We start from the raw sequence: 17062 nt of genomic DNA, 5'->3' as shown, positions 1-17062 counted from the left end.
CCGCGATCGGATTCCACCGCTCCCGCGGAGAAACCAACATCGCCCGCGCCACCCGCCGGGCAAGCCACCGCCCACACGACCTCATCACCACCATCACCAGCGGAAACCCGAGAACGCAATGACCCTGTTCCAGCAGGTCCGGGGCGTCGTACACCGGCCACGCGCTGGCCTTGCCGGTCACCTCCACCAGGATCATGTGCCCTTCGGTCTGCGGGGTCCAGCAGGTCATGCGCAGCGCCGGCCGCCAGTCGTGCACCGACCGCGCCTCAATCAGCCGATCGAAGGTCTGCCCGGCCTCGTCCACGGTGATGAACTCGTTTTCCGCCAGCCCGAGCGCGTTGCCCTTACGCAATGGCAGGATCAGCTTCAACTTGCCCGCGCCGATCACGTCCGCGATCTGGTACGTGAACGGCAACGCGGCCAGAGTTGACCGGTACACCACCGCCGAGAGCGACAGCGGCAACCCGGCATCCTGAAACGCCCGAATTCCTGACATCACCTGGTCGTAGTCGCCGCGAACCCGGTTGGTCGTGGCGCGTGGCCCTTCCAACCCGACATTGACGAACGACACCTTCCCGATCATCGACTTCGCATGCCGCAGACCTCGGGTCGCGTTGGTCGGGATCCCGAGGATGAAGCCCCCGGCGTACATGTCCACGACGTCCCCGAAGTCCTTGCGCAGCAACGGTTCGCCACCGGACAGGAACACCCGCCCGACGCCGGCGAGGTTGCCGCGGATCGTGTCCAACTCCGCCAAGGACGGGTCCGGCAGCTGCAACGTCTCCGAGCAGAACGAGCAATCGAAATTGCACCGCTTCGTGATCTGAAGAATGACCGACAGGGGCACCGTCGCCGCGTCGGCCAGCTCCTCAACGCTGGCCATGCCGGACACGGCGAAGTGGTGTCCGGCGGTAAAGCTCACAGCCCCGCCCGTCTGCGGGGTGCGTGAGGCGGGAACGGCGGGCATACCCAACATGGTCATGATCGTGGTCTCCCTGTGTGCGCGCATGGACAATCCGGCCGAAACGATCGTGTGAGTCACATCCGAGAACGGCCCCAACCGGTGGCAGGCGCGCGACGGCAGAAACACCAGGCACGGGACAAGCACCCGTCCACACACCCGCTGAAGTCGAGAGCCGCGTCATCACGTAGTCCGCTCACCTCGCGATCAATGCAGCGAACCACCACGCCAGCTCGACGCCTGAAGGAATCATGGTTTGCGCCCCAAACCACCCCACGTGGACACCGCTGAGCGAAGCGGCGCACTCCCGTATTGCGGGCTACGGCGCCATTCGCTGATCAACCCAGGCCGTCGCGACCTCCCGCCTCCGGGCTGGGACTCGCCAAGCAGGTCCAGGCCGTCGAAGAAGGCGCTGACCTCGGCCCGCGTGCGAGCGTAGAAGCCATCCTTGCCGGGATAGTCATCGTGGATCAGCCGCACGGCGCATTCGACGGGGATCAGGTCGTAGCTGCCGTGCGAGAGCACCAGCAGGCTTCCCGACGGCAACCCATCGAGCAGGGTGGCCACCGCCCGAAACGGGTCGTCGGCTTCGGACACGAAATGCATGACCGCGACGAGCATCAACGCCACCGGCTGACCCAGATCCAACGTCTCCCGCAAGACCGGGTTGCCGAGGATCGTCTCCGGCTCACGCACGTCGCCCTCCAGGTACGCGCACCGGCCCTGCGGGGTGCTGGTCAGCAGGGCGCGAGCGTGGGTGAGCACAAGCGGGTCGTTGTCGACGTAGACGATCCGGCACGACGGATCAATCGCCTGGGCCACCTCGTGGGTGTTGTCTGCGGTGGGCAGCCCGGTACCGATGTCCAGGAACTGCCGCACCCCCACACGCTGAACCGCGTAGCGCACCGCCCGCCGCAGGAACAGCCGGTTCTCCCGTACGGCCGTGACGATGTCCGGCCACCGCTGCGCGATGGCGTCGCCCGAGGCCCGGTCGGCCTCGAAGTTGTCCTTGCCGCCGAGCCAGTAGTTGTACCGGCGGGCCGGATGCGGCACCGACGTGTCGAGCCGCAACGCATCGATGCTGGTCATTGCGGAATGTCCTTTCCTCGAACGAGGGCGCGGCGGAGGATGGCCAAGGGCCACCGACGGGTGGTGGTGCCACGCGGGACGCTCGGCGGAGACGGGCTCGAGTGCCGGGCGCGATCCGCGGCCACGCCTTGTGGTCGCGCACCCGGCGGGCGGGACGGCAGAGCGGTAACCGCCCCATGCCGGCCACCACGGTTGCTTTGCCCGTGGCGGTGGCCGGCTGGCGAAAGCGTGGGCGACCGGTACGGCGGCGGCCTCGCAGGCAGTGACCGCCGCCCCTCACACCTGAAAGCGACGCATGCCTACGACAGAAACCGTGGAGTGCTGGCCGCCGGGTGCGCGAACCGTTCCCGCGAAGCACGGTCGCGCACCCGGCGGCTGGGGCGGCAAGGCGGTGCCACCCCCTACCCGGCCACCGCGCTTGCGATCGCGGAAGTGGCCGGTCGACGCCGACGCGCGGCGGGCTGACGACGGCCATCGTGATACCCGCCTTCGCTGCTCGGCGTGATGATCATCATCGGTGTGTGCGCTTTCTCGTCGATGCTGGAATTGAGGGTGAGGTGGTGTGCCGTGGCCCTGCATCGGGGGCGACTGGGCTACGGCACACCACCTCGGCATCGGCCGGCGGCCTGATTCATGCGGCGGCCGGTTGCGGGGCGCGCCACATTCGGTACAGGGATATGTCGTCTGCGATGGGAAGGTTGAACGGCACGAGGTTGGTGTAGCGGTGTCGGCCGTAGAGCCGCGCGTTGTCGTTGTTGGTGGCTTCCAGGTAGGCGGGGATGCCCTGGGCGTCGAGTTGCTTGTGGGTGTGGTTCATCAGGTGGCTGCCGATGCCCTGGCCCCACTGACCGGGACGGACGGCGAGGAACAACAGGTGCCAGTGCGCATCGGTCGGGTGGTGGTTGTCCATTTGGGCGTCGAGGTGCTGGAACCGGTCCAGGTGCTTTCCGGCGAGCGTGGCCAGGCGTTGTGCGTAGTTCTCGGGCTCGCTGGCAGGGACGGTGCGGTCGAACCACACCGCGCACGCCGTGTGGTCGTCGGTGAGCACCACCTGGCCGGCGCCGCGGATCGCGTGCTCGGCGTATGCCCGGTACCAGTCCCGTGCTACCTGCCGTCGCCGGTCCGGGTCCGGTACCAGCCAGTGGATGACCTCGAGGTGGTCGAATGAGTCGGCGACCAGGTCGGCGATCAGGTCGATGTCGGCTTCGCCGGCGATGCGCAGCCTGGGCAACGTGAAGATGGTCATCGGGCGGTCCTTTCCGCAAGGATGGTGGACAGGCTGGAGGTGGCGTCGCTGTGTGTGCCGCGACCGATGCCCTGGTAGACGGCTGGCCGGATAGTGCGAAGGATCAGCCCCCAGACCACTCCGCCGGAGAAGATCACCAGAACTGCGATGGGGACGATCCGGGCGGGGCCGGTGCCGGGGTGGACGCCGAACAAGGTGGCCAGGTTGTCGATCGCGAGGTAGGAGACGAACAACAGGACCACGCTGGCCAGGACCGGGGCGATGAGCCGTCGCCACAGCGATTCACCGTGCGAGCCGCGGGCGAAGTAGCAGATGACGGCCATACTCGTCGCGGTGATTAGCAGCAATACTCCGAGGCCGCCAGAGGTGGATCCCCAGTAGAACAGCTGAACTAGCGGGTCCCAGCCCGCGATTGCGTACAACGTGAGCACGCCGAAGGCGACTGCCGTCTGCGCGAGGGCCGCGTTGCGAGGGGCACCCTTGCGCGTGGCCCGGCCGAACAGCCGCGGTAGCACGCCTTCGCGGCCCAGCGCGTAAATATAGCGGGCGACCGCGTTGCCGAACGCGAGCATCGCCGCGAACAAGCTGGTGCCGAGCAGCACCGTCCCGACGACCAGGACAGCCTGACCCAGTGTCACGGCGGCCAGGTTGAAGAACAGGTCCGGGCCTTCGCGTCCGGCCCGTTCGATGATCGCCGGCCCGCCGGCGGATATCTGCACCCAGGACGACAACACGTACAGCAGGCCGATGGTGAAGATCGTTGTGTAGGTGGCAACCGGGATGGTCCGCTTAGGGTTTTTCGACTCCTCGATGTAGACGGCCGACTGCTCGACCCCGGCGAACGCGGTCATGCCGATCACTACGAGGGTGCCCGCGGCTGCACCCGGCCCTACCAGGTTGCTGATCGACAGGGCGGCGAAGTCGAAGGCGAAGCCAGGGATGAGCATGATCGCGATGGTGTAGGCCAGGACCAGGATCGTCTCGGCGAGGACCAGAACGACCAGGACTCTCTCCGACATCTTGACCTCGTTGGCGGCGAGGAACCCGACGATGATCAAAGCGGCGAACGCCAGCACGTACCAGGGCAGGTCGAGGTCGAGGTATTGCCTGGCCAGCGGTGCGGCGATCGCGGCGCTGAAGCCGCCATAACAGCACAGCTGAAAGGCGGTATACGTGGCCAGGGCGACCCAGGCGGTACCGACGCCGAACGGCCGGCCGAGGCCGTGGGCGACGTAGGCGTAGAACGCACCGGCATTGGGAATGTGCCGGGCCATCGCCAGATAGCCGACCACGAACAACATCAGGATCGCGGCGACCACGACGATCGCGATCGGGACACCGGTCAGACCGGTCGTTGCGAGGGCGCTGCTGACCACTAGCGCGACGACGGTCAGCGGCGCCACCGACGAGGCGATCGTCGAGCCGATTGCGAAAGGGCCGAGCCGGTCACGCGCCAGCTGACTCGACACACTGGAACCAGTGGCCTGAAGGGATGTTGCGGACACCGTGGACTTCCTCCTACGAAAAGGGTGAGGGGTGCTGTGCTGCCTGGCGCCTAACGGATGGCCGCGCTGCCGACGGCGATCTCCGCAGCCCGCAACAACTCGCAGAACATCGGACTCAGGCCGCGGAACAGTTCCCGTTCCAGCACCAGCCGCTCGTCCGAGGTCAGGGTGGCCAGCGCGTGCTGGTCAAGGCCCGTAGCCAGGAAGAGACCGACGAGAATCAGCTGAGACGGCTCCAGCCGTTCCCCATGGCGCAGTGTCGTGATGATCGAGATCGCCGGCGTGCCGGCCACGTTCGAGTCCCACGGCACGTACCGCACTTTCGCGCCGAAGAGGCCGCGCCGCTGCTCCCGTCTGGCGAGACCGCTTCGCGCGAGCCGGGCCGTCATCAGATCCTCGGCGCGGCGGTATTTCAAGTACGAAATCCATTTGCCCACGGGGTGTCCAGGCCGCTGCCGATGCTGACCTGCCTCCCCGACAGGTGGCGTGTAGTCCTGAGCAGGCGGCGAAGGCAACTCCCGATGGTCACCTGCCAGACTCGGACAGCCCCGGCCATCGGCGCCCCGCAACGGCCTGCGCTGGCCATCGGTATCCCGCAGGGCTACGCCGGAGGTCGCTTGCACACGCACCGTGGCGCGGATCAGACCTGGTGAACTCTGGTTCTGCTGCTCGTATTCTTCCTCGGCCATCTTGGTCAACAGCGCGCCCAGCGCCAGATGGTCGGACGGTTCCTGCTGTGCCGTGCGGACCAGCTGGCCGTCCCGAAGAAGGAGGAACCCTCCGCTAATCAGTTCGGCGAACAGCGCCGCCGCCAACCCGACACCGAGAGGCCGTTCACCGATACACGGCCGGCCGTCTCCACTGTCGTGCGCCGCAAGCCAAAACTGATCGGCGATTCTCGACGGCCGGGATGGCTGCATGAGAAGTCTCCATATCAATCGGTTGTCGTCTATGTTATGGGGAGTTCGGTGGAGCTGTTCATCTCGCCATTGCCTGCGCGGTGCAGTGAGAATCGCGAGGTCGCGGCCCGACACGACAGCGCCGGATGCTATATCGGGAAGTCATTGACGCGTGACGTGTTGTGTTTCCACCCTCACGCAACCGATGGGGTGGTCGTAAGTCCTAGTTAGGTGCGAAGTTACGGTGGTGAGTTAGCGCATCAACGACCGCTGAGCTGGCCCTTATTCGTTCGAGTGGTGAATTGGCCTCCCGGGAGGGCGCGTTGCCGGGTTTACCCTCTGATCGCAGCCGGGTAGCGAGGCCGTCGCCAGCCGGCGATGGTCCCGTGGGGGTGCACCTGTATGTCGAGCCCATACGTACGCCAGCGGCGGCTGTCTGACGAGCTCGCCAAACTCCTAAGAGACCACGGTTGGACAGCGGAGCGGTTGGCGGCAGCGACCGGGCTGAGCAAGCAGCGGATCAGTCGGATCATGCGCTGCCGAGTCCGCCCCAACGTGGAGGAGATCCTGCGAGTCCTTAACCAGTTCAACGTCGACAAGGACTACCGGAGCCTTCTCGTCGGAATCACCCGCGACGCGCAAGAGCGTGGCTGGTGGGAGCCGCATGCCGAGGAGATGGGGCTACGCCAAGCCATGACCGCAGGCCTGGAATGGGGCACGGCGACGATCCATGAGTATCAGCTGAACTTCGTGCCGGGCCTCACACAGACCGAGTCCTACACGCGCGCCCGGATAGCGGCGGACCGGGAGATCTACGAGGTGAGCTTCGATACCGAACGCGTCGTCGAAGCTCGCCGCACCCGGCAACTCCTGCTCGATCAACGCGACGGTCCGGCCTACGAGGTCGTGATCGACGAACTTGCCCTCCGGCGTCCTGCCGCACCGGTGCGGGTGGTGGCCTCCCAGCTCGACCACCTCGTGGATCTGGGCCACAACCACGACCGCATCGATATTCGGATACTGCCCATGCTGGCTCGGATCCGAGGGTACGCCGTCCCTCGGTCCGCATTTTCCATATACCGATATCCCGACCCCGGTGACTCGATCGTGGTTGCCGTCGACTCCAACACCACCGATCAGGTATTCGTCGGCGGCGACGAGGTGCGGCCGTATCTCGCGCTCTACCAGCGCCTGCGAGACGCGGCGCTATCACCTACGGACAGCCTTGACTTCCTCGCCGCCTTGGCGCAGACAATGCCCCATGAAATGCCCGAACAAGTAGAGGAACTGGACTGTGTATAGCAAGTTTGTGACGTGGCGCAAGTCCGCTCGCAGCAGCGGAGGTGACAACTGCGTCGAAGTGTCCTTCGCGGCCGATGGAAGTGTCGGTGTCCGCGACTCCAAGAACCGCGATGGAGCCATTCTCGTATTCACCCCAGCGGAATGGAACGCGTTCACGGGCGGGGTCCGCGACGGCGAATTCGATAGGTGAAGTGAACCCAACACGTACACGGGCGACATCTTGTGAACGCGTTGGCCCGTTGAGATCCTTGGGGGGTCGCGCGGGCCCGCCCTGCGCGACACCCCAGAACAGACGCCCAGTCAGCCGGAAGGACTGAGTTGATGGCCAGACCGTCGAGCAGGCAGAAAAATCAGAAGCTGATCGACGCTCGGCTACGTCTCACGTCAGCCAGCGGGGAAACGTGGACGCCGCAGAACGTTGCTGACGAGATGAACGCCTTCCTGTGGGCGCAATATCAGAAAGACCATCAGGAGGGCAGACGCTCACGCAAACCGACGATCCTTGATCATCGCTTCGTGTCCAGTTACGAGTCCGGTAGGCACAGGTGGCCCACCAGGCAATATCGGGCCGCCTTCCGGTATGCGCTGCGTGTCGAGACCGACGCCGAACTTGGTTTCACCCCCGAGCGTCGGCGCACGGGAAAGCCCAAGCTGCACGACCAGGCGTACGACACAGCGCGCGCGGCGGTCACGGGCGAAACGGTCACGCACCTCGGCGCGCGGTGGCCCGATCCAACGGAGCCTATGCGCACCGCCGCGCTCGCTGCGGTGCCTGCGCCCAGCTTGGACGCGGACGACTCTCCAGTTCTGGCTACACGACGCCAGTCGATGCTGCTGCTCGGCATGGCCACCGTGGCCGCCGCGTTCGGACTGCGCGGTTCCGATACAGGCCCCCGCCGGCAGATCGGCCGAAACGATCTGTCGCAGGTGAGCGCGATCATCTCGCTCTATAGGTCGATGGACTCCGAGTTCGGCGGTGGCGTATTGGTCGACGATGTCGACCAGATCGCGCAATCAGCGTCAGGACTGCTCGACCACATCGTTCCAGACGCGCTACTCCCCGAGCTTTTTACCGTCCTGGCAAATGCCCGATACCTAGCTGCGTGGACCGCGTTTGATGCCACCCGGCACACCGACGCACAACGGCATTTCATGGCCGCGGAACGGTATGCCATGGAGTCAGGTAATCGGCGGCTGCTCGCTCACGTGCGCTATGGCCAAGCCAAGCAGTTGCAGCATCTACGACAGAACCGGGACGCCCTCCACACTCTCCGTCTGGCTCATCACCAACTCGACCCGACGCCTGGTGTGCTCGCCGTGTTGCGCGGCGCAGAAGCTGCCTCTCACGCGGCGCTCGGCGACGCCGAGCGTGCCAAACGCGCTCTGGGCCAGTCCAGTGACGCGTTCGCCGCCGTCGATCCGAGCAAGGAACCCGAATGGTTGGACTTTCTCGACGAAGGCGAGTTGCTTGCCCAGTACGGGCGGGTGTATCGCGACATGGCACGGGCGGAGCGAAGGCACGGCGATGACGCCGTCCGCTGGGTCGCCGAAGCGATCTCCTCCTTTGGGACACAGAACGTGCGCAGTACCCTGCTCAACCAGGTGGGCCTGTGCAGCGCCTACTTCCTCGCCGACGCCCCCGATCTCGCACTCCAGGCAGGCCACGCCGCCCAAGAGTTGGCCAACACCGTGACCTCCAAACGCGTCGTCGAAAGACTCGCCAATCTACGCCGCGACGCGGCCGACCACCTCCACCACAGCGACGTGGCGGACTTCATCCACTCGCTACCAGCCACTGTCTGACCGCTCAGGAGCACCAGCACATGACCATCGACGCGGGCAGGTTCACCGAGCGAGCAATGCGGGAAACCTTGGACCGCATCGCCCAGCGTCTGCATGTCGATGCCACCGACGCCCAGTTGCTTCGGCTTACCAACAACGCTGTTTTCGCTCTGCCGTCGGCTGGCCTAGTCGTCCGCATCACCCGTTCCCACCGGCTGCATGCCCGCGTCCACAAGGTGGCGAAACTAGGTGCCTGGTTCCCAACCGTTGACGCTCCCACAATCCGGCTCGCCGACACGACTGAGCAACCGATCGCTGACGGCCCCCTCCTGGCCACCGTTTGGGAGTACGTACGCCCGAACCCACCACACCCAGACGCGACCGATCTCGGCATCGCCCTGCGGGTATTCCACCGCCTCGATCCTCCGCCGTTTGAGCTGCCGCGATGGGATCCGATAGGAGATGCCCGCACCCGCATCTCGGACGCCGAAGCGTTAAGCAACGCCGATCGCGCCTATCTACTCGCCTGGTGCGATCGACTACAGCCTCGTCTGGATGCCTTCGTCGCCGTCGCAAAGCCCGGCCTCCTGCACGGCGACGCGCACGAGGGCAACCTCCTCCGGGATGACGGCGGCCGAGTCTTGCTGTGCGACTTCGACGCCACGTGCATTGGCCCGTTCCAAGTAGACCTGGTCCCGCCGCCAGCGAACGAGGCGCGCTTCGGCCCAACCGGAGGTCACACGAAACTGGCCGCTGCCTACGGCTATGACGTCACCGCCGACCCCGCCTGGCCCTTGCTTCGTGAGGCACGCGATCTCAAGATGATTGCTGGCGGAGTTCCGTTGCTCGCCTCCGCCCCAGGCGTTGCCGACGAATTCCGGCTACGCCTCGACTCGGTCCGCAGCGGTGACGCAAACGTAAGATGGACGGCCTTCGGTGACCTGCCACGCTGAGCGCCTATTGGGAACTTCCACCCTGCCCATGCGATCCCGAGGCCACGATGGTCGCGCGGATCGGCGGCGGATCTCTGACTCGCGGTTCTGATAAGACGGGGTGCGGTAGAGCGCTGGGCTCGCCCGCACCCCGTTCGGGTCCTACTCGTTAGTGTTTCGTCTTCGCGGGTGGGTTGGCGAGTACGCGGACGGTGGTGCTGAGCTTGATCGGTGCATCGTCGGGGCCGCGTAGGTGTGGGTGGATGTAGACCGGGCGGCGCAGGGTGCGGCCGGGTCCGTAGGGCTGGGCACGCCAGTGTCCGGTGACCCAGACTCGCTCAACTGGGGTGGCGCGGTCAGCGGGTTGCGAATGTGGTTGGCCTTCTGGCGGTGCTTGGCCGGCGGTGCGGAGACGGACGAGCCGGACGTCGGGTAGCGGACGGTTGCTGCGGGCGTATCGCTTGCGGGTGGGTCTGTCGAGTTCGGCGGCTGGGCTTTCGGTGGCTTGCTGCCCCATCAGCAGCCATGTCGCGAGGGCGACGGCTATGCCGGCGTGGTCTTGCGGGTTGATCTCGGCGTCGAGCGGCAGGGTGTGGGTGGATATGGGCGCGAGCCAGCCGATGTCTTCGCGTACGTGTTGCTGGAGGTGCTGTTCGAGGCCGCTGCCGATGGCCCGGTATCGGACGAGGTTGACTCTGGTGTCGTGGGTGGACCAGGTGATCGCGGCGGTGTGGCCGACGGGTTCAGCCCAGGCGAGGATGCTGGCATCGCCGGGGATCAGGCTGGGGTGCAGCGCGGTGCAGGGCAGGCTTGGTGCGGCAGCGGTGGCGAGGTTGGTGAAGGTGGGATCGACCCAGTAGAGGCGACTTTGTTCTAGCTGGCCGACGAGTTCAGGTCGGTCGATGTTGAGATGTGCGGGCAGGGCGATCGTGCCGCGCAGGAGGCGGAGCAGCCGGTCGCGGATCCTGGGCAGGTCGCGGGCGGTGATCGTGGTACGGGGCCAGGCGGTGGTGGTGATCAGTGTTCGGCCGGGCTGTAGTCCGGTGAGGAAGCTGTGGTGCAGCTGGGCGAGCCTGGATCGGGCGCCGGCCTCGACTGTCGGCAGCGCTCGGAGGGCGCGCTGGGTGATGCGGTCGAGTCGGTGTTGGACGATGTCTTCGTAGCAGGCCGCGCAAGTGGCCCATCGGTCGCCGAAGTTCTGGATGAGTCCGCCGTCGGCGGCAGTGATGACGGCGGTGAGGGCGCCGCCCGTGAGGGTCCAGACGGGGTGGGGGTCGCTGCAGAAGTCGCAGGTGCGGCGCACGGTGTCGAGGCTGGTTACCGGGACAGGCTCGGGTTGGTGCCTGTGGTTGGGGCGGAAGCCGGTGGGGTGGATGTACCTGTCGCCCAGGGTGTTGAGCGGAGACAGACAGTTGGCGCAGGCCATTTCAGGGTGCGGCTGGATCATTCGGTCACGCCCCGGTGGTGTAGGGCGCGGGCGTTGACGGCAGCCTGGATGCCGTCGATGAATGCCCTCGCCTGGCCGGGGTTGACCAGCAGTACGGTCTTGACGGTGCCGTTCTGTTGCCAGACAACGGACCGGTAACCGTCGGAATCCGCGTCATGAGACCACTCGGCGAGCAGCCGGGCCTTGCCGAATTTGTCGAACGCGGCGTCAAGCTCGGCACGGATGGTGTGGTCCCAGGTCAGCGGGTTGGAGAGATCCCGCCCGGTCAGGTGACGCAACAGCGCCGTGGCCGGGAAGTAGAAGTCCGCGTCGCCACGGTTCGGATCGCAGATGCTGCCGGTCGACCAGTCCGGCGTGCCGTCATCGTGGAACTCGTACGCTTCGACGAGTTCTCGGCCGATCATCGCGTAGGCGCTCGCCGGCGCCCCGTTGGCGACTATCACGATGTAAGTCGTCTCGGCTTCGAGCGTTCCTACGCCGGGGGCGGTGATGTCGGCGGTCGGCGGAATGGCGCCGGTCGCCAGGTCGGGGTCGGGTTCTATGGGTGTGAGTTCGTCCAGCGAGTGCAGGTCGGCTTGGACGTACGGCAGCTCGTCGATCTCCAGCCTGCGGATCCGGGCGAATGCGCGTTCGCCGGGGTCGTCTGCAGGAAACGGCCCGTAGAAGGCGAGGCCGGTGAGGGCGTCGCCGACGGCGAGGATCTGCCACGTGTTGCCCGGCAGTGTGACATTGCCGAGTTCGTGGTAGAGCAAGCGCCCGAGTTCGGCGAGTTGGTCCGGACGGCCGGTCAACTCGTTGCCGTTGATACGAACCGTGACCTGACCGGGTACGGGGCCGTTCGGCCCGGCGTGCAGGATCTCGATCGTTGCGGCGCCGCACTGGATAGTTGTGCTCATTCGGTCACCTCGCCGGCGTCGGGGAGGTCGCGGCCGGTCGGATGCTGGTCGCGGTGGCGGGGGCCGTGCCGTCCGGCGTGGTGCGGCATCCACATGTCCGGTGTGTAGAGGGTCGGAAGGTCTGCGATGTCTTCGGTTGCGATGTGCTGGGCGCGCCGGTAGCAGACCTGCCATTGGTCGTTGTAGGTCCGGAGGGCACCGGCGTCGAGCGCAAGAAGCGGCTGGATGAGCCCGGTCCGGTAGTTCCAGACCGGTAGCTCTTCGGTGCGGCTGAGGTATTGGTCGAAGGGCCGCTGGACCTGACCGGCGTCGACGGTGACCACCTCGTGCGCCGCTTCGACGACGGGGTGACGGTATTCGACCTGCCCCCTGTACCGGTGCTCGGTGAGGACTTTGCGGCAGGTGGCCCAGGCCGTGATGGCGGTGAGGTTCATGCTCCGCTCCCGTTCTGGGTGCGGCGCCGGTCGCGGAGGCGGGGTCCGCGGCGGGTCGGGTGGCCGGGCATCGTCATGCCGGGCCGGTGGAGGACGTGCCTGTTCCCGCCTTGCTGCTTGGCGTGGTACATGGCGGTGTCGGCGTGGTGCAGGGCGACGCCTTCGAGTAGGTCGGTGCTGGAGGCGACGGCGATGCCGAGGCTCGCGGTGATCGTGACGGCGACCGGCCCTTTGTCGGTGCGAACCTTGACGGGTTCGGCGATGACGCTGGTGAACAACAGGGCCATGTGGTCGAGCCGGGCTGTGTCTAGCGGCGCGATGACGGCGAATTCGTCGCCGGACAGTCGCGCGGCCTTCCCGCTGTAGAGAGCGGCGAGTCGCGCGACCCGGCTGCCGGTCGCCTTGAGCAGGTCGTCTCCGGCGTCGTGGCCGAACGTGTCGTTGACCTCTTTGAACAGGTCGAGGTCGATGAGGACGGCGACGATCTGCCGGTGCTCGGCGGACGCGGCGACGGCGGTGTGGATGGTGCGCAGGCCGGTACGGTTGTGCAGGCCGGTCAGCGGGTCGTGGTTGAGCTGCCACATCGTGTCGGCTAGCTCGTCGCGCAGCCGGGCGATGGTCGCCCTGGTCTTCCGACGGCTGGTCAGGAAGCCGACGGCAGCTCCGAGTGTGGCCGCCACAAGAGTGGCGATCACGAGGGGTGTGGTGAACACTGGGTTCCTCCATTGCATGGAGAAACCCGGGACGCACGTTGTCTAGGCGAGGCGTCCCGGGTTCCTGATACGACGACGGCCCGCCTGTTGGCGAGCCGTTTGTGTGCTTTGTGACGCCGTGGATGGCGGCCCGGGTCAGGTGGTCTCGGGCTTCGCGGTCGAGCCGTCGAGATTCCAGGTGGCGCCGACACGCTCCGGGTACCGTCCGGCGGTGCCCCTCAGACCGGGAAGGTAGGGCGGGTGGGGCTCGTCGGTGCGGGGCCGCCGGCCGATCACCTGCGTTGAGCCGGGCGGGGTTCCCTTGGGCCGCAGCTCGTAGCGCTCAGCCACGCCTCTGACGTAGTCGATGTCGGAGGCGAACGGGACGTAGTCGCCGCGCAGGATGGTGCCGCCGAGCCGGTCGCAGCAGGCGACCGTGACGGGGTACCAGCCGGTCAGGGCGACGGTGACGGTGTGGCCGCAGGACAGGTCGAACTCGAACACGCACAGCCGGTACTCCTGCTCCTCGCGTTCTTCGGTGCCCGGGTTGGTGGGCGCGGCCGGGGCGCAGTGCTGGCAGATCGGGCCGAGGTCGGTCTGGTATCCGGCATCGCATTGTTCGCAAACGATCCGCAGGCAGGCGCGGCATTCGCCGGATGCGACGTCGCTGAGGCTGGTGCCGCAGAAGCCGCAGTCACCGGTCAGGCACTGGTCGGTGTGCTGGCCGGGCCGGTGCTGGTGGCAGGGGTGGTCACGCACGACCGCTCCCGCGCAGGTGCTGGTAGATGACCTCCGTGGTCAGCCCTTTACCGGTGCGGTTCTGCGGACTCGGGATGGCCCGCCACCCGTTGAACTCGCACGCCAGGAAGACGGTGGTCTCCTCACTCGTGATGCCGAGGACGTCGCCGGCCGACAGTGAGCGCAGCTTCATCAGCCGGTAGGTGCAGACGAGCAGGAAGTCCAGCTCGCCGCCGTCCGGGTATCCCCGGCGGCCCTGCAGGTTGTCGAGGTCGTCGTTGAAAACCCGGTAGGCCCAGTCGGCGACCTCTTCCGGGCTGGTCTCGGTGGGGAAGTGCCGCCAGTGGGAGATGACCTTGGTGAGGGTGTGGCCGGGCTCGTACGGGAAGAACCGGCTGTCGTTGTTGTGGTAGACGGCGATGTAGAACAGCGTCATCATCGTGCCTTTCGCTGGTTTGAGCGGGATTCATGCCGCGTCCGGCGCAAGTGGTAAGGGCTGCTTGGAGGTGCCGCAGGCCGCGTCTCTCCAGGTCACGGACGGCTTCGGTGCTGCGGTCCACGGCGCGGGCGGCAGCGTCACGGGGGTAGCCGTCGAGGTAGCGCAGCTGGATCGCGCGCCGCTGGGCGGGGGTCAGCCTCGCCATCACGTGGGCAAAGGTGATCCGGCCGACCCGGGCGGGCGGCCCGGCGGCTATCGGGACGGCCGGGGCGGCGGGGGCGGGCTCGCGGTCGCGGACGGCGTACGCGGCGCGGACGTAGCGGCGGCGTGACCAGTCACGTCAGCGGAGGGCGTCAGCATTTGGGTGCCAGATCCGAGGCTGGCGGCGGCGGCCGACCGTGATGGTGGGCGCGATGCCGTCGCGCGAGGCGAGGGATGAGGGCACACAAAGAAGAAGAGAATCTTCAGCGTATGGGGACCGGCCGGTCCCGGTGCCGGGCTGTCAGGCCGGCCGGTCTGGCAGAACCTGTCAGCCGGGCAGTCCCGCAGTCCTGTCAGGCCCCCCGCTCGAGCGCGACTGCGCGGGACACGGGCAAAGTCCATTCGACGGGACGCCCCGCGGCCGGCGGGTCCCGCTGGGCGGCCGAGGCAGAGCGGGACCCACCGCCGGGACTCGTTCGGCGGCGGCCGGTCCCGCAGAGTCCCGCTCCGCAGGGAGGCGGCGGTCGGCCAGCCGGTCACCGGCTGTCGGCTGGCGACCGGAGAGACCGGGACCCTGGCGCGGGCCAGCGAAGCGTGTACCTGACACGGCCACGCGGCCCTGCCAGGTTCCCCGTTCTGGCCCCGTCGCATCTGTCAGGTTTCGGGTGCACCGCCGCACGCCTGTCAGGTTGGACGCGGTAGGCAACGACCGGGTCTACCACCACGGACAACGCGACCCCGATCCGGAACGCCCGGCCTGGGCACCGTGTCAGGCCGTGGACGGTGACGAGGCTTCACTGCGGGAAACAGGACCTGAACAGCACGGACACCGGGCCTCGCCGCACGAGCTCTTGGGTTCGCGGGAACTCGCGGAGTTTCAGCAGCGCCGCAGGACCAGGACATCCTCGTGCGCGATGAGGTGCACGGGGACGCCTTCCACGCGAGCTCTGCGGACGGCCATGAGCCCGAACATGCTCGCACGGTGCACGATCTGCCCGTCGCGGACGGCGGCGAGCATCGCCGCGCACCTTTGGACCGGGACCAGCCCTGCTGACTGGGCGACCGCGAGCAGTTCGCCGGGAAGGTCGATCAGATCGTCCCGCTGGCGGCGTACCGGCCGGCAGGTGATCACCGCGGTCCCGCCGGGACGCAGCAGTTGATACGAGGCGGCCAGGATCGCGGCGAACCCGTCGAGCAAGCGGGACCATCCCGCATAGGCGAGGTTCCCGACCTCCCGGTCCCCATACAGGTGGTCCCGCTTGCGTACCCCGGTACCGTCCGCCCGCACGAGCCCGTGAGTCCCGCGCCCGTACGGCGGTGAGGTCAAGACGAGTCCCACCCGGCCGACCGCGGACGCGGGGACCAGGTCGAGCAGTCCGGTGGCGTCCCCGGTGACGACCTTCCCGCTGCCGGCCGCGCCCTGCGACGAAGCCAGGGCGATATTCTGTGCGGCCAGTTCGGTGAAACGGGGCTCGATGTCGATGCCGATCGCGTCGCGGCCCAGATGCATGGCCTCTACCAGGGTGGTGCCGGAGCCGGCCATCGGATCGAACACCAGATCCCCGGGCGCGGTGAACGAGCTGATCGCCTGGGCGGCCAGGTTCGGAAGCATCTTGCCAGGGTGCGTGGAGGTTTTCGGGACGTAGCGGCCTCGCCGCTGGTCGCGGGCGGTCTGCTGGCAGGTCAGCCAGACCGAGGTCACCGGCATGCTGCCGTCAGCCATTGCTTCCCCCGTTCTGCGTTGTGCTGCGGGTCAGGATCAGCACGTCGGTATGGATGTCGAGCCGGGCCTGCTGGCCCCGCCGGGGCGGCCGGTCGGTGGCCACGATGTGCTGCAGATACGCCAGCCCGGACCGCTTGGCGGCGCCGATGATGTCGGCCGGGAGAACGATGTCGCCGTGCGCCAGCAGAACCGCGACGCAGCCGCCGGGCACCAGGCTCGTGCGGCAGCGGTCGAAGAAGTCCGCCGGGTCGGCGGCCTCGCGGGTGGGCCAGCCGGTGACTATCAGGGTGGCCTCGTGCCAGTCCCAGCCGAGCGGTCGGGTGTCCTGAAGGTGGGATCGGCGCCGGGCGGCGATGATCGCGCGGGCAAGCTGTGGCCCGACGGTGAGGTCGATGATCAGGTCGGTGGGGTGGGTGAGGTTGTGGACCAGCCGCACACCCATCGCGTGCGACATGGTCTCGTCCTCGGCCGGGGCGGGCACCGGCCACACGGTGATCGGCACGGGCGGGTCGCCGGACACCGTGTCTCCGACGGGAACCGGTGCGTGCTGCGGTTTTCTCTCGGTCATGGGCTTTGGTGGCCCCCGGACCGGCGGGCGCACTGACGATGCACAGTTCCTGGTTGTCAGGCCGATCGAACTCGGCCCATTCCTGTCAGGACTGGTCACCCTCGTGACCTGACAGATTCAGCGACGGGGTCGCCGGGCCGCGAATCTGTCCGGACCGGTCACGACCTGCCTCGTCCTGACAATCGCCGCTGGTGTCAGACCGGGCTGT

18 protein-coding genes and 1 pseudogene are annotated in these 17062 nt (G+C 67.3%); 5 read left to right on the top strand and 14 right to left on the bottom strand.

Features of this window, described 5'->3' with window-relative positions:
• The 5 genes from ACFQS1_RS37210 to ACFQS1_RS37190 all read right to left on the bottom strand — a co-directional run.
• The coding region (locus ACFQS1_RS37210) for a radical SAM protein (RefSeq protein WP_378977137.1) at positions 1-982 on the bottom strand (982 nt) is incomplete at its 3' end.
• A 228-nt stretch (positions 983-1210) separates the two neighbouring features.
• Positions 1211-2050, bottom strand: coding sequence for an SAM-dependent methyltransferase (locus tag ACFQS1_RS37205; RefSeq protein ID WP_378977135.1), 840 nt, complete (start codon positions 2048-2050; stop codon positions 1211-1213).
• 631 nt (positions 2051-2681) lie between these two features.
• Positions 2682-3296 carry a GNAT family N-acetyltransferase gene (locus tag ACFQS1_RS37200; RefSeq protein ID WP_378977133.1) on the bottom strand — a complete coding sequence of 205 codons (615 nt, stop codon included), beginning with the start codon at positions 3294-3296 and terminating at the stop codon, positions 2682-2684.
• Positions 3293-4699: an APC family permease gene (locus ACFQS1_RS37195; protein WP_378977131.1), complete on the bottom strand. Its 1407-nt coding sequence runs from the start codon at positions 4697-4699 to the stop codon at positions 3293-3295. The genes ACFQS1_RS37200 and ACFQS1_RS37195 overlap by 4 nt, the downstream gene beginning before the upstream one ends.
• 152 nt (positions 4700-4851) lie before the next feature.
• Positions 4852-5721: a GPP34 family phosphoprotein gene (locus ACFQS1_RS37190; protein ID WP_378977129.1), complete on the bottom strand. Its 870-nt coding sequence runs from the start codon at positions 5719-5721 to the stop codon at positions 4852-4854.
• Between the two features lie 381 nt (positions 5722-6102).
• On the opposite strand from ACFQS1_RS37190, the gene ACFQS1_RS37185 reads away from it, so the two are divergent.
• From ACFQS1_RS37185 to ACFQS1_RS37170, 4 genes are all read left to right on the top strand, one after another.
• On the top strand, positions 6103-7002 hold the full coding sequence (locus ACFQS1_RS37185; RefSeq protein ID WP_378977127.1) for a helix-turn-helix domain-containing protein: 900 nt from the start codon (positions 6103-6105) through the stop codon (positions 7000-7002).
• The gene (locus ACFQS1_RS37180; protein WP_378977125.1) at positions 6995-7192 is read left to right on the top strand and encodes a DUF397 domain-containing protein; all 198 of its coding nucleotides are present in this window, start codon (positions 6995-6997) and stop codon (positions 7190-7192) included. Before ACFQS1_RS37185 ends, ACFQS1_RS37180 begins: the two co-directional genes overlap by 8 nt.
• A 131-nt stretch (positions 7193-7323) precedes the next feature.
• Positions 7324-8805, top strand: a complete 1482-nt coding sequence (locus ACFQS1_RS37175; protein ID WP_378977123.1) for a hypothetical protein — start codon at positions 7324-7326, stop codon at positions 8803-8805.
• Positions 8806-8825: 20 nt separating this feature from the next.
• Positions 8826-9737: an aminoglycoside phosphotransferase family protein gene (locus ACFQS1_RS37170; RefSeq protein WP_378977121.1), complete on the top strand. Its 912-nt coding sequence runs from the start codon at positions 8826-8828 to the stop codon at positions 9735-9737.
• Between the two features lie 148 nt (positions 9738-9885).
• Here the strand turns inward: ACFQS1_RS37170 and ACFQS1_RS37165 are convergent, their stop codons facing one another.
• The 7 genes and pseudogenes from ACFQS1_RS37165 to ACFQS1_RS37135 form a co-directional block, all read right to left on the bottom strand.
• Positions 9886-11163 (bottom strand): hypothetical protein, encoded by a 1278-nt coding sequence (locus tag ACFQS1_RS37165; RefSeq protein ID WP_378977119.1) that lies wholly within the window; start codon positions 11161-11163, stop codon positions 9886-9888.
• Entirely contained in the window at positions 11160-12059 is a 900-nt protein-coding gene (locus tag ACFQS1_RS37160; protein WP_378977117.1) for a hypothetical protein, read from the bottom strand. The genes ACFQS1_RS37165 and ACFQS1_RS37160 overlap by 4 nt, the downstream gene beginning before the upstream one ends.
• Positions 12056-12493 carry a hypothetical protein gene (locus ACFQS1_RS37155; RefSeq protein WP_378977115.1) on the bottom strand — a complete coding sequence of 146 codons (438 nt, stop codon included), beginning with the start codon at positions 12491-12493 and terminating at the stop codon, positions 12056-12058. The genes ACFQS1_RS37160 and ACFQS1_RS37155 overlap by 4 nt, the downstream gene beginning before the upstream one ends.
• A complete protein-coding gene (locus tag ACFQS1_RS37150) occupies positions 12490-13206 on the bottom strand; it encodes a diguanylate cyclase domain-containing protein (RefSeq protein ID WP_378977113.1) in 717 nt (238 codons plus the stop codon). The genes ACFQS1_RS37155 and ACFQS1_RS37150 overlap by 4 nt, the downstream gene beginning before the upstream one ends.
• Positions 13207-13341: 135 nt before the next feature.
• Positions 13342-13944, bottom strand: coding sequence for a hypothetical protein (locus ACFQS1_RS37145; RefSeq protein ID WP_378977111.1), 603 nt, complete (start codon positions 13942-13944; stop codon positions 13342-13344).
• Positions 13937-14362: a hypothetical protein gene (locus ACFQS1_RS37140; RefSeq protein WP_378977143.1), complete on the bottom strand. Its 426-nt coding sequence runs from the start codon at positions 14360-14362 to the stop codon at positions 13937-13939. The genes ACFQS1_RS37145 and ACFQS1_RS37140 overlap by 8 nt, the downstream gene beginning before the upstream one ends.
• Before the next feature lie 73 nt (positions 14363-14435).
• Positions 14436-14567 (bottom strand): annotated as a pseudogene (locus tag ACFQS1_RS37135) (sigma factor-like helix-turn-helix DNA-binding protein); the annotation flags it as partial.
• A gap of 3 nt (positions 14568-14570) precedes the next feature.
• Between ACFQS1_RS37135 and ACFQS1_RS37130 the strand changes: the two are divergent.
• Positions 14571-14693 (top strand): hypothetical protein, encoded by a 123-nt coding sequence (locus tag ACFQS1_RS37130; protein WP_378977109.1) that lies wholly within the window; start codon positions 14571-14573, stop codon positions 14691-14693.
• Positions 14694-15440: 747 nt separating this feature from the next.
• On the opposite strand, the gene ACFQS1_RS37125 is transcribed toward ACFQS1_RS37130, so the two are convergent.
• The gene (locus ACFQS1_RS37125; RefSeq protein ID WP_378977107.1) at positions 15441-16286 is read right to left on the bottom strand and encodes a TRM11 family SAM-dependent methyltransferase; all 846 of its coding nucleotides are present in this window, start codon (positions 16284-16286) and stop codon (positions 15441-15443) included.
• Entirely contained in the window at positions 16279-16806 is a 528-nt protein-coding gene (locus tag ACFQS1_RS37120) for a hypothetical protein (RefSeq protein ID WP_378977105.1), read from the bottom strand. The genes ACFQS1_RS37125 and ACFQS1_RS37120 overlap by 8 nt, the downstream gene beginning before the upstream one ends.
• Between the last annotated feature and the right edge of the window lie 256 nt (positions 16807-17062).

Source organism: Paractinoplanes rhizophilus (assembly GCF_042664765.1).
In the GTDB taxonomy this organism is placed as follows: Bacteria; Actinomycetota; Actinomycetes; order Mycobacteriales; family Micromonosporaceae; genus Actinoplanes; species Actinoplanes rhizophilus.
The sequence above is the reverse complement of the archived record's forward strand: the minus strand, read 5'-3'. Positions and strand labels throughout refer to the sequence as shown.

Excerpts from the sequence above, each read along its gene's own strand:
- ACFQS1_RS37205 (WP_378977135.1), bottom strand. The coding sequence starts at position 2,050 with ATGACCAGCATCGATGCGTTGCGGCTCGACACGTCGGTGCCGCATCCG.
- ACFQS1_RS37200 (WP_378977133.1), bottom strand. The coding sequence starts at position 3,296 with ATGACCATCTTCACGTTGCCCAGGCTGCGCATCGCCGGCGAAGCCGAC.
- ACFQS1_RS37190 (WP_378977129.1), bottom strand. The coding sequence starts at position 5,721 with ATGCAGCCATCCCGGCCGTCGAGAATCGCCGATCAGTTTTGGCTTGCG.
- ACFQS1_RS37185 (WP_378977127.1), top strand. The coding sequence starts at position 6,103 with ATGTCGAGCCCATACGTACGCCAGCGGCGGCTGTCTGACGAGCTCGCC.
- ACFQS1_RS37175 (WP_378977123.1), top strand. The coding sequence starts at position 7,324 with ATGGCCAGACCGTCGAGCAGGCAGAAAAATCAGAAGCTGATCGACGCT.
- ACFQS1_RS37170 (WP_378977121.1), top strand. The coding sequence starts at position 8,826 with ATGACCATCGACGCGGGCAGGTTCACCGAGCGAGCAATGCGGGAAACC.
- ACFQS1_RS37165 (WP_378977119.1), bottom strand. The coding sequence starts at position 11,163 with ATGATCCAGCCGCACCCTGAAATGGCCTGCGCCAACTGTCTGTCTCCG.
- ACFQS1_RS37160 (WP_378977117.1), bottom strand. The coding sequence starts at position 12,059 with ATGAGCACAACTATCCAGTGCGGCGCCGCAACGATCGAGATCCTGCAC.
- ACFQS1_RS37155 (WP_378977115.1), bottom strand. The coding sequence starts at position 12,493 with ATGAACCTCACCGCCATCACGGCCTGGGCCACCTGCCGCAAAGTCCTC.
- ACFQS1_RS37140 (WP_378977143.1), bottom strand. The coding sequence starts at position 14,362 with ATGATGACGCTGTTCTACATCGCCGTCTACCACAACAACGACAGCCGG.
- ACFQS1_RS37125 (WP_378977107.1), bottom strand. The coding sequence starts at position 16,286 with ATGGCTGACGGCAGCATGCCGGTGACCTCGGTCTGGCTGACCTGCCAG.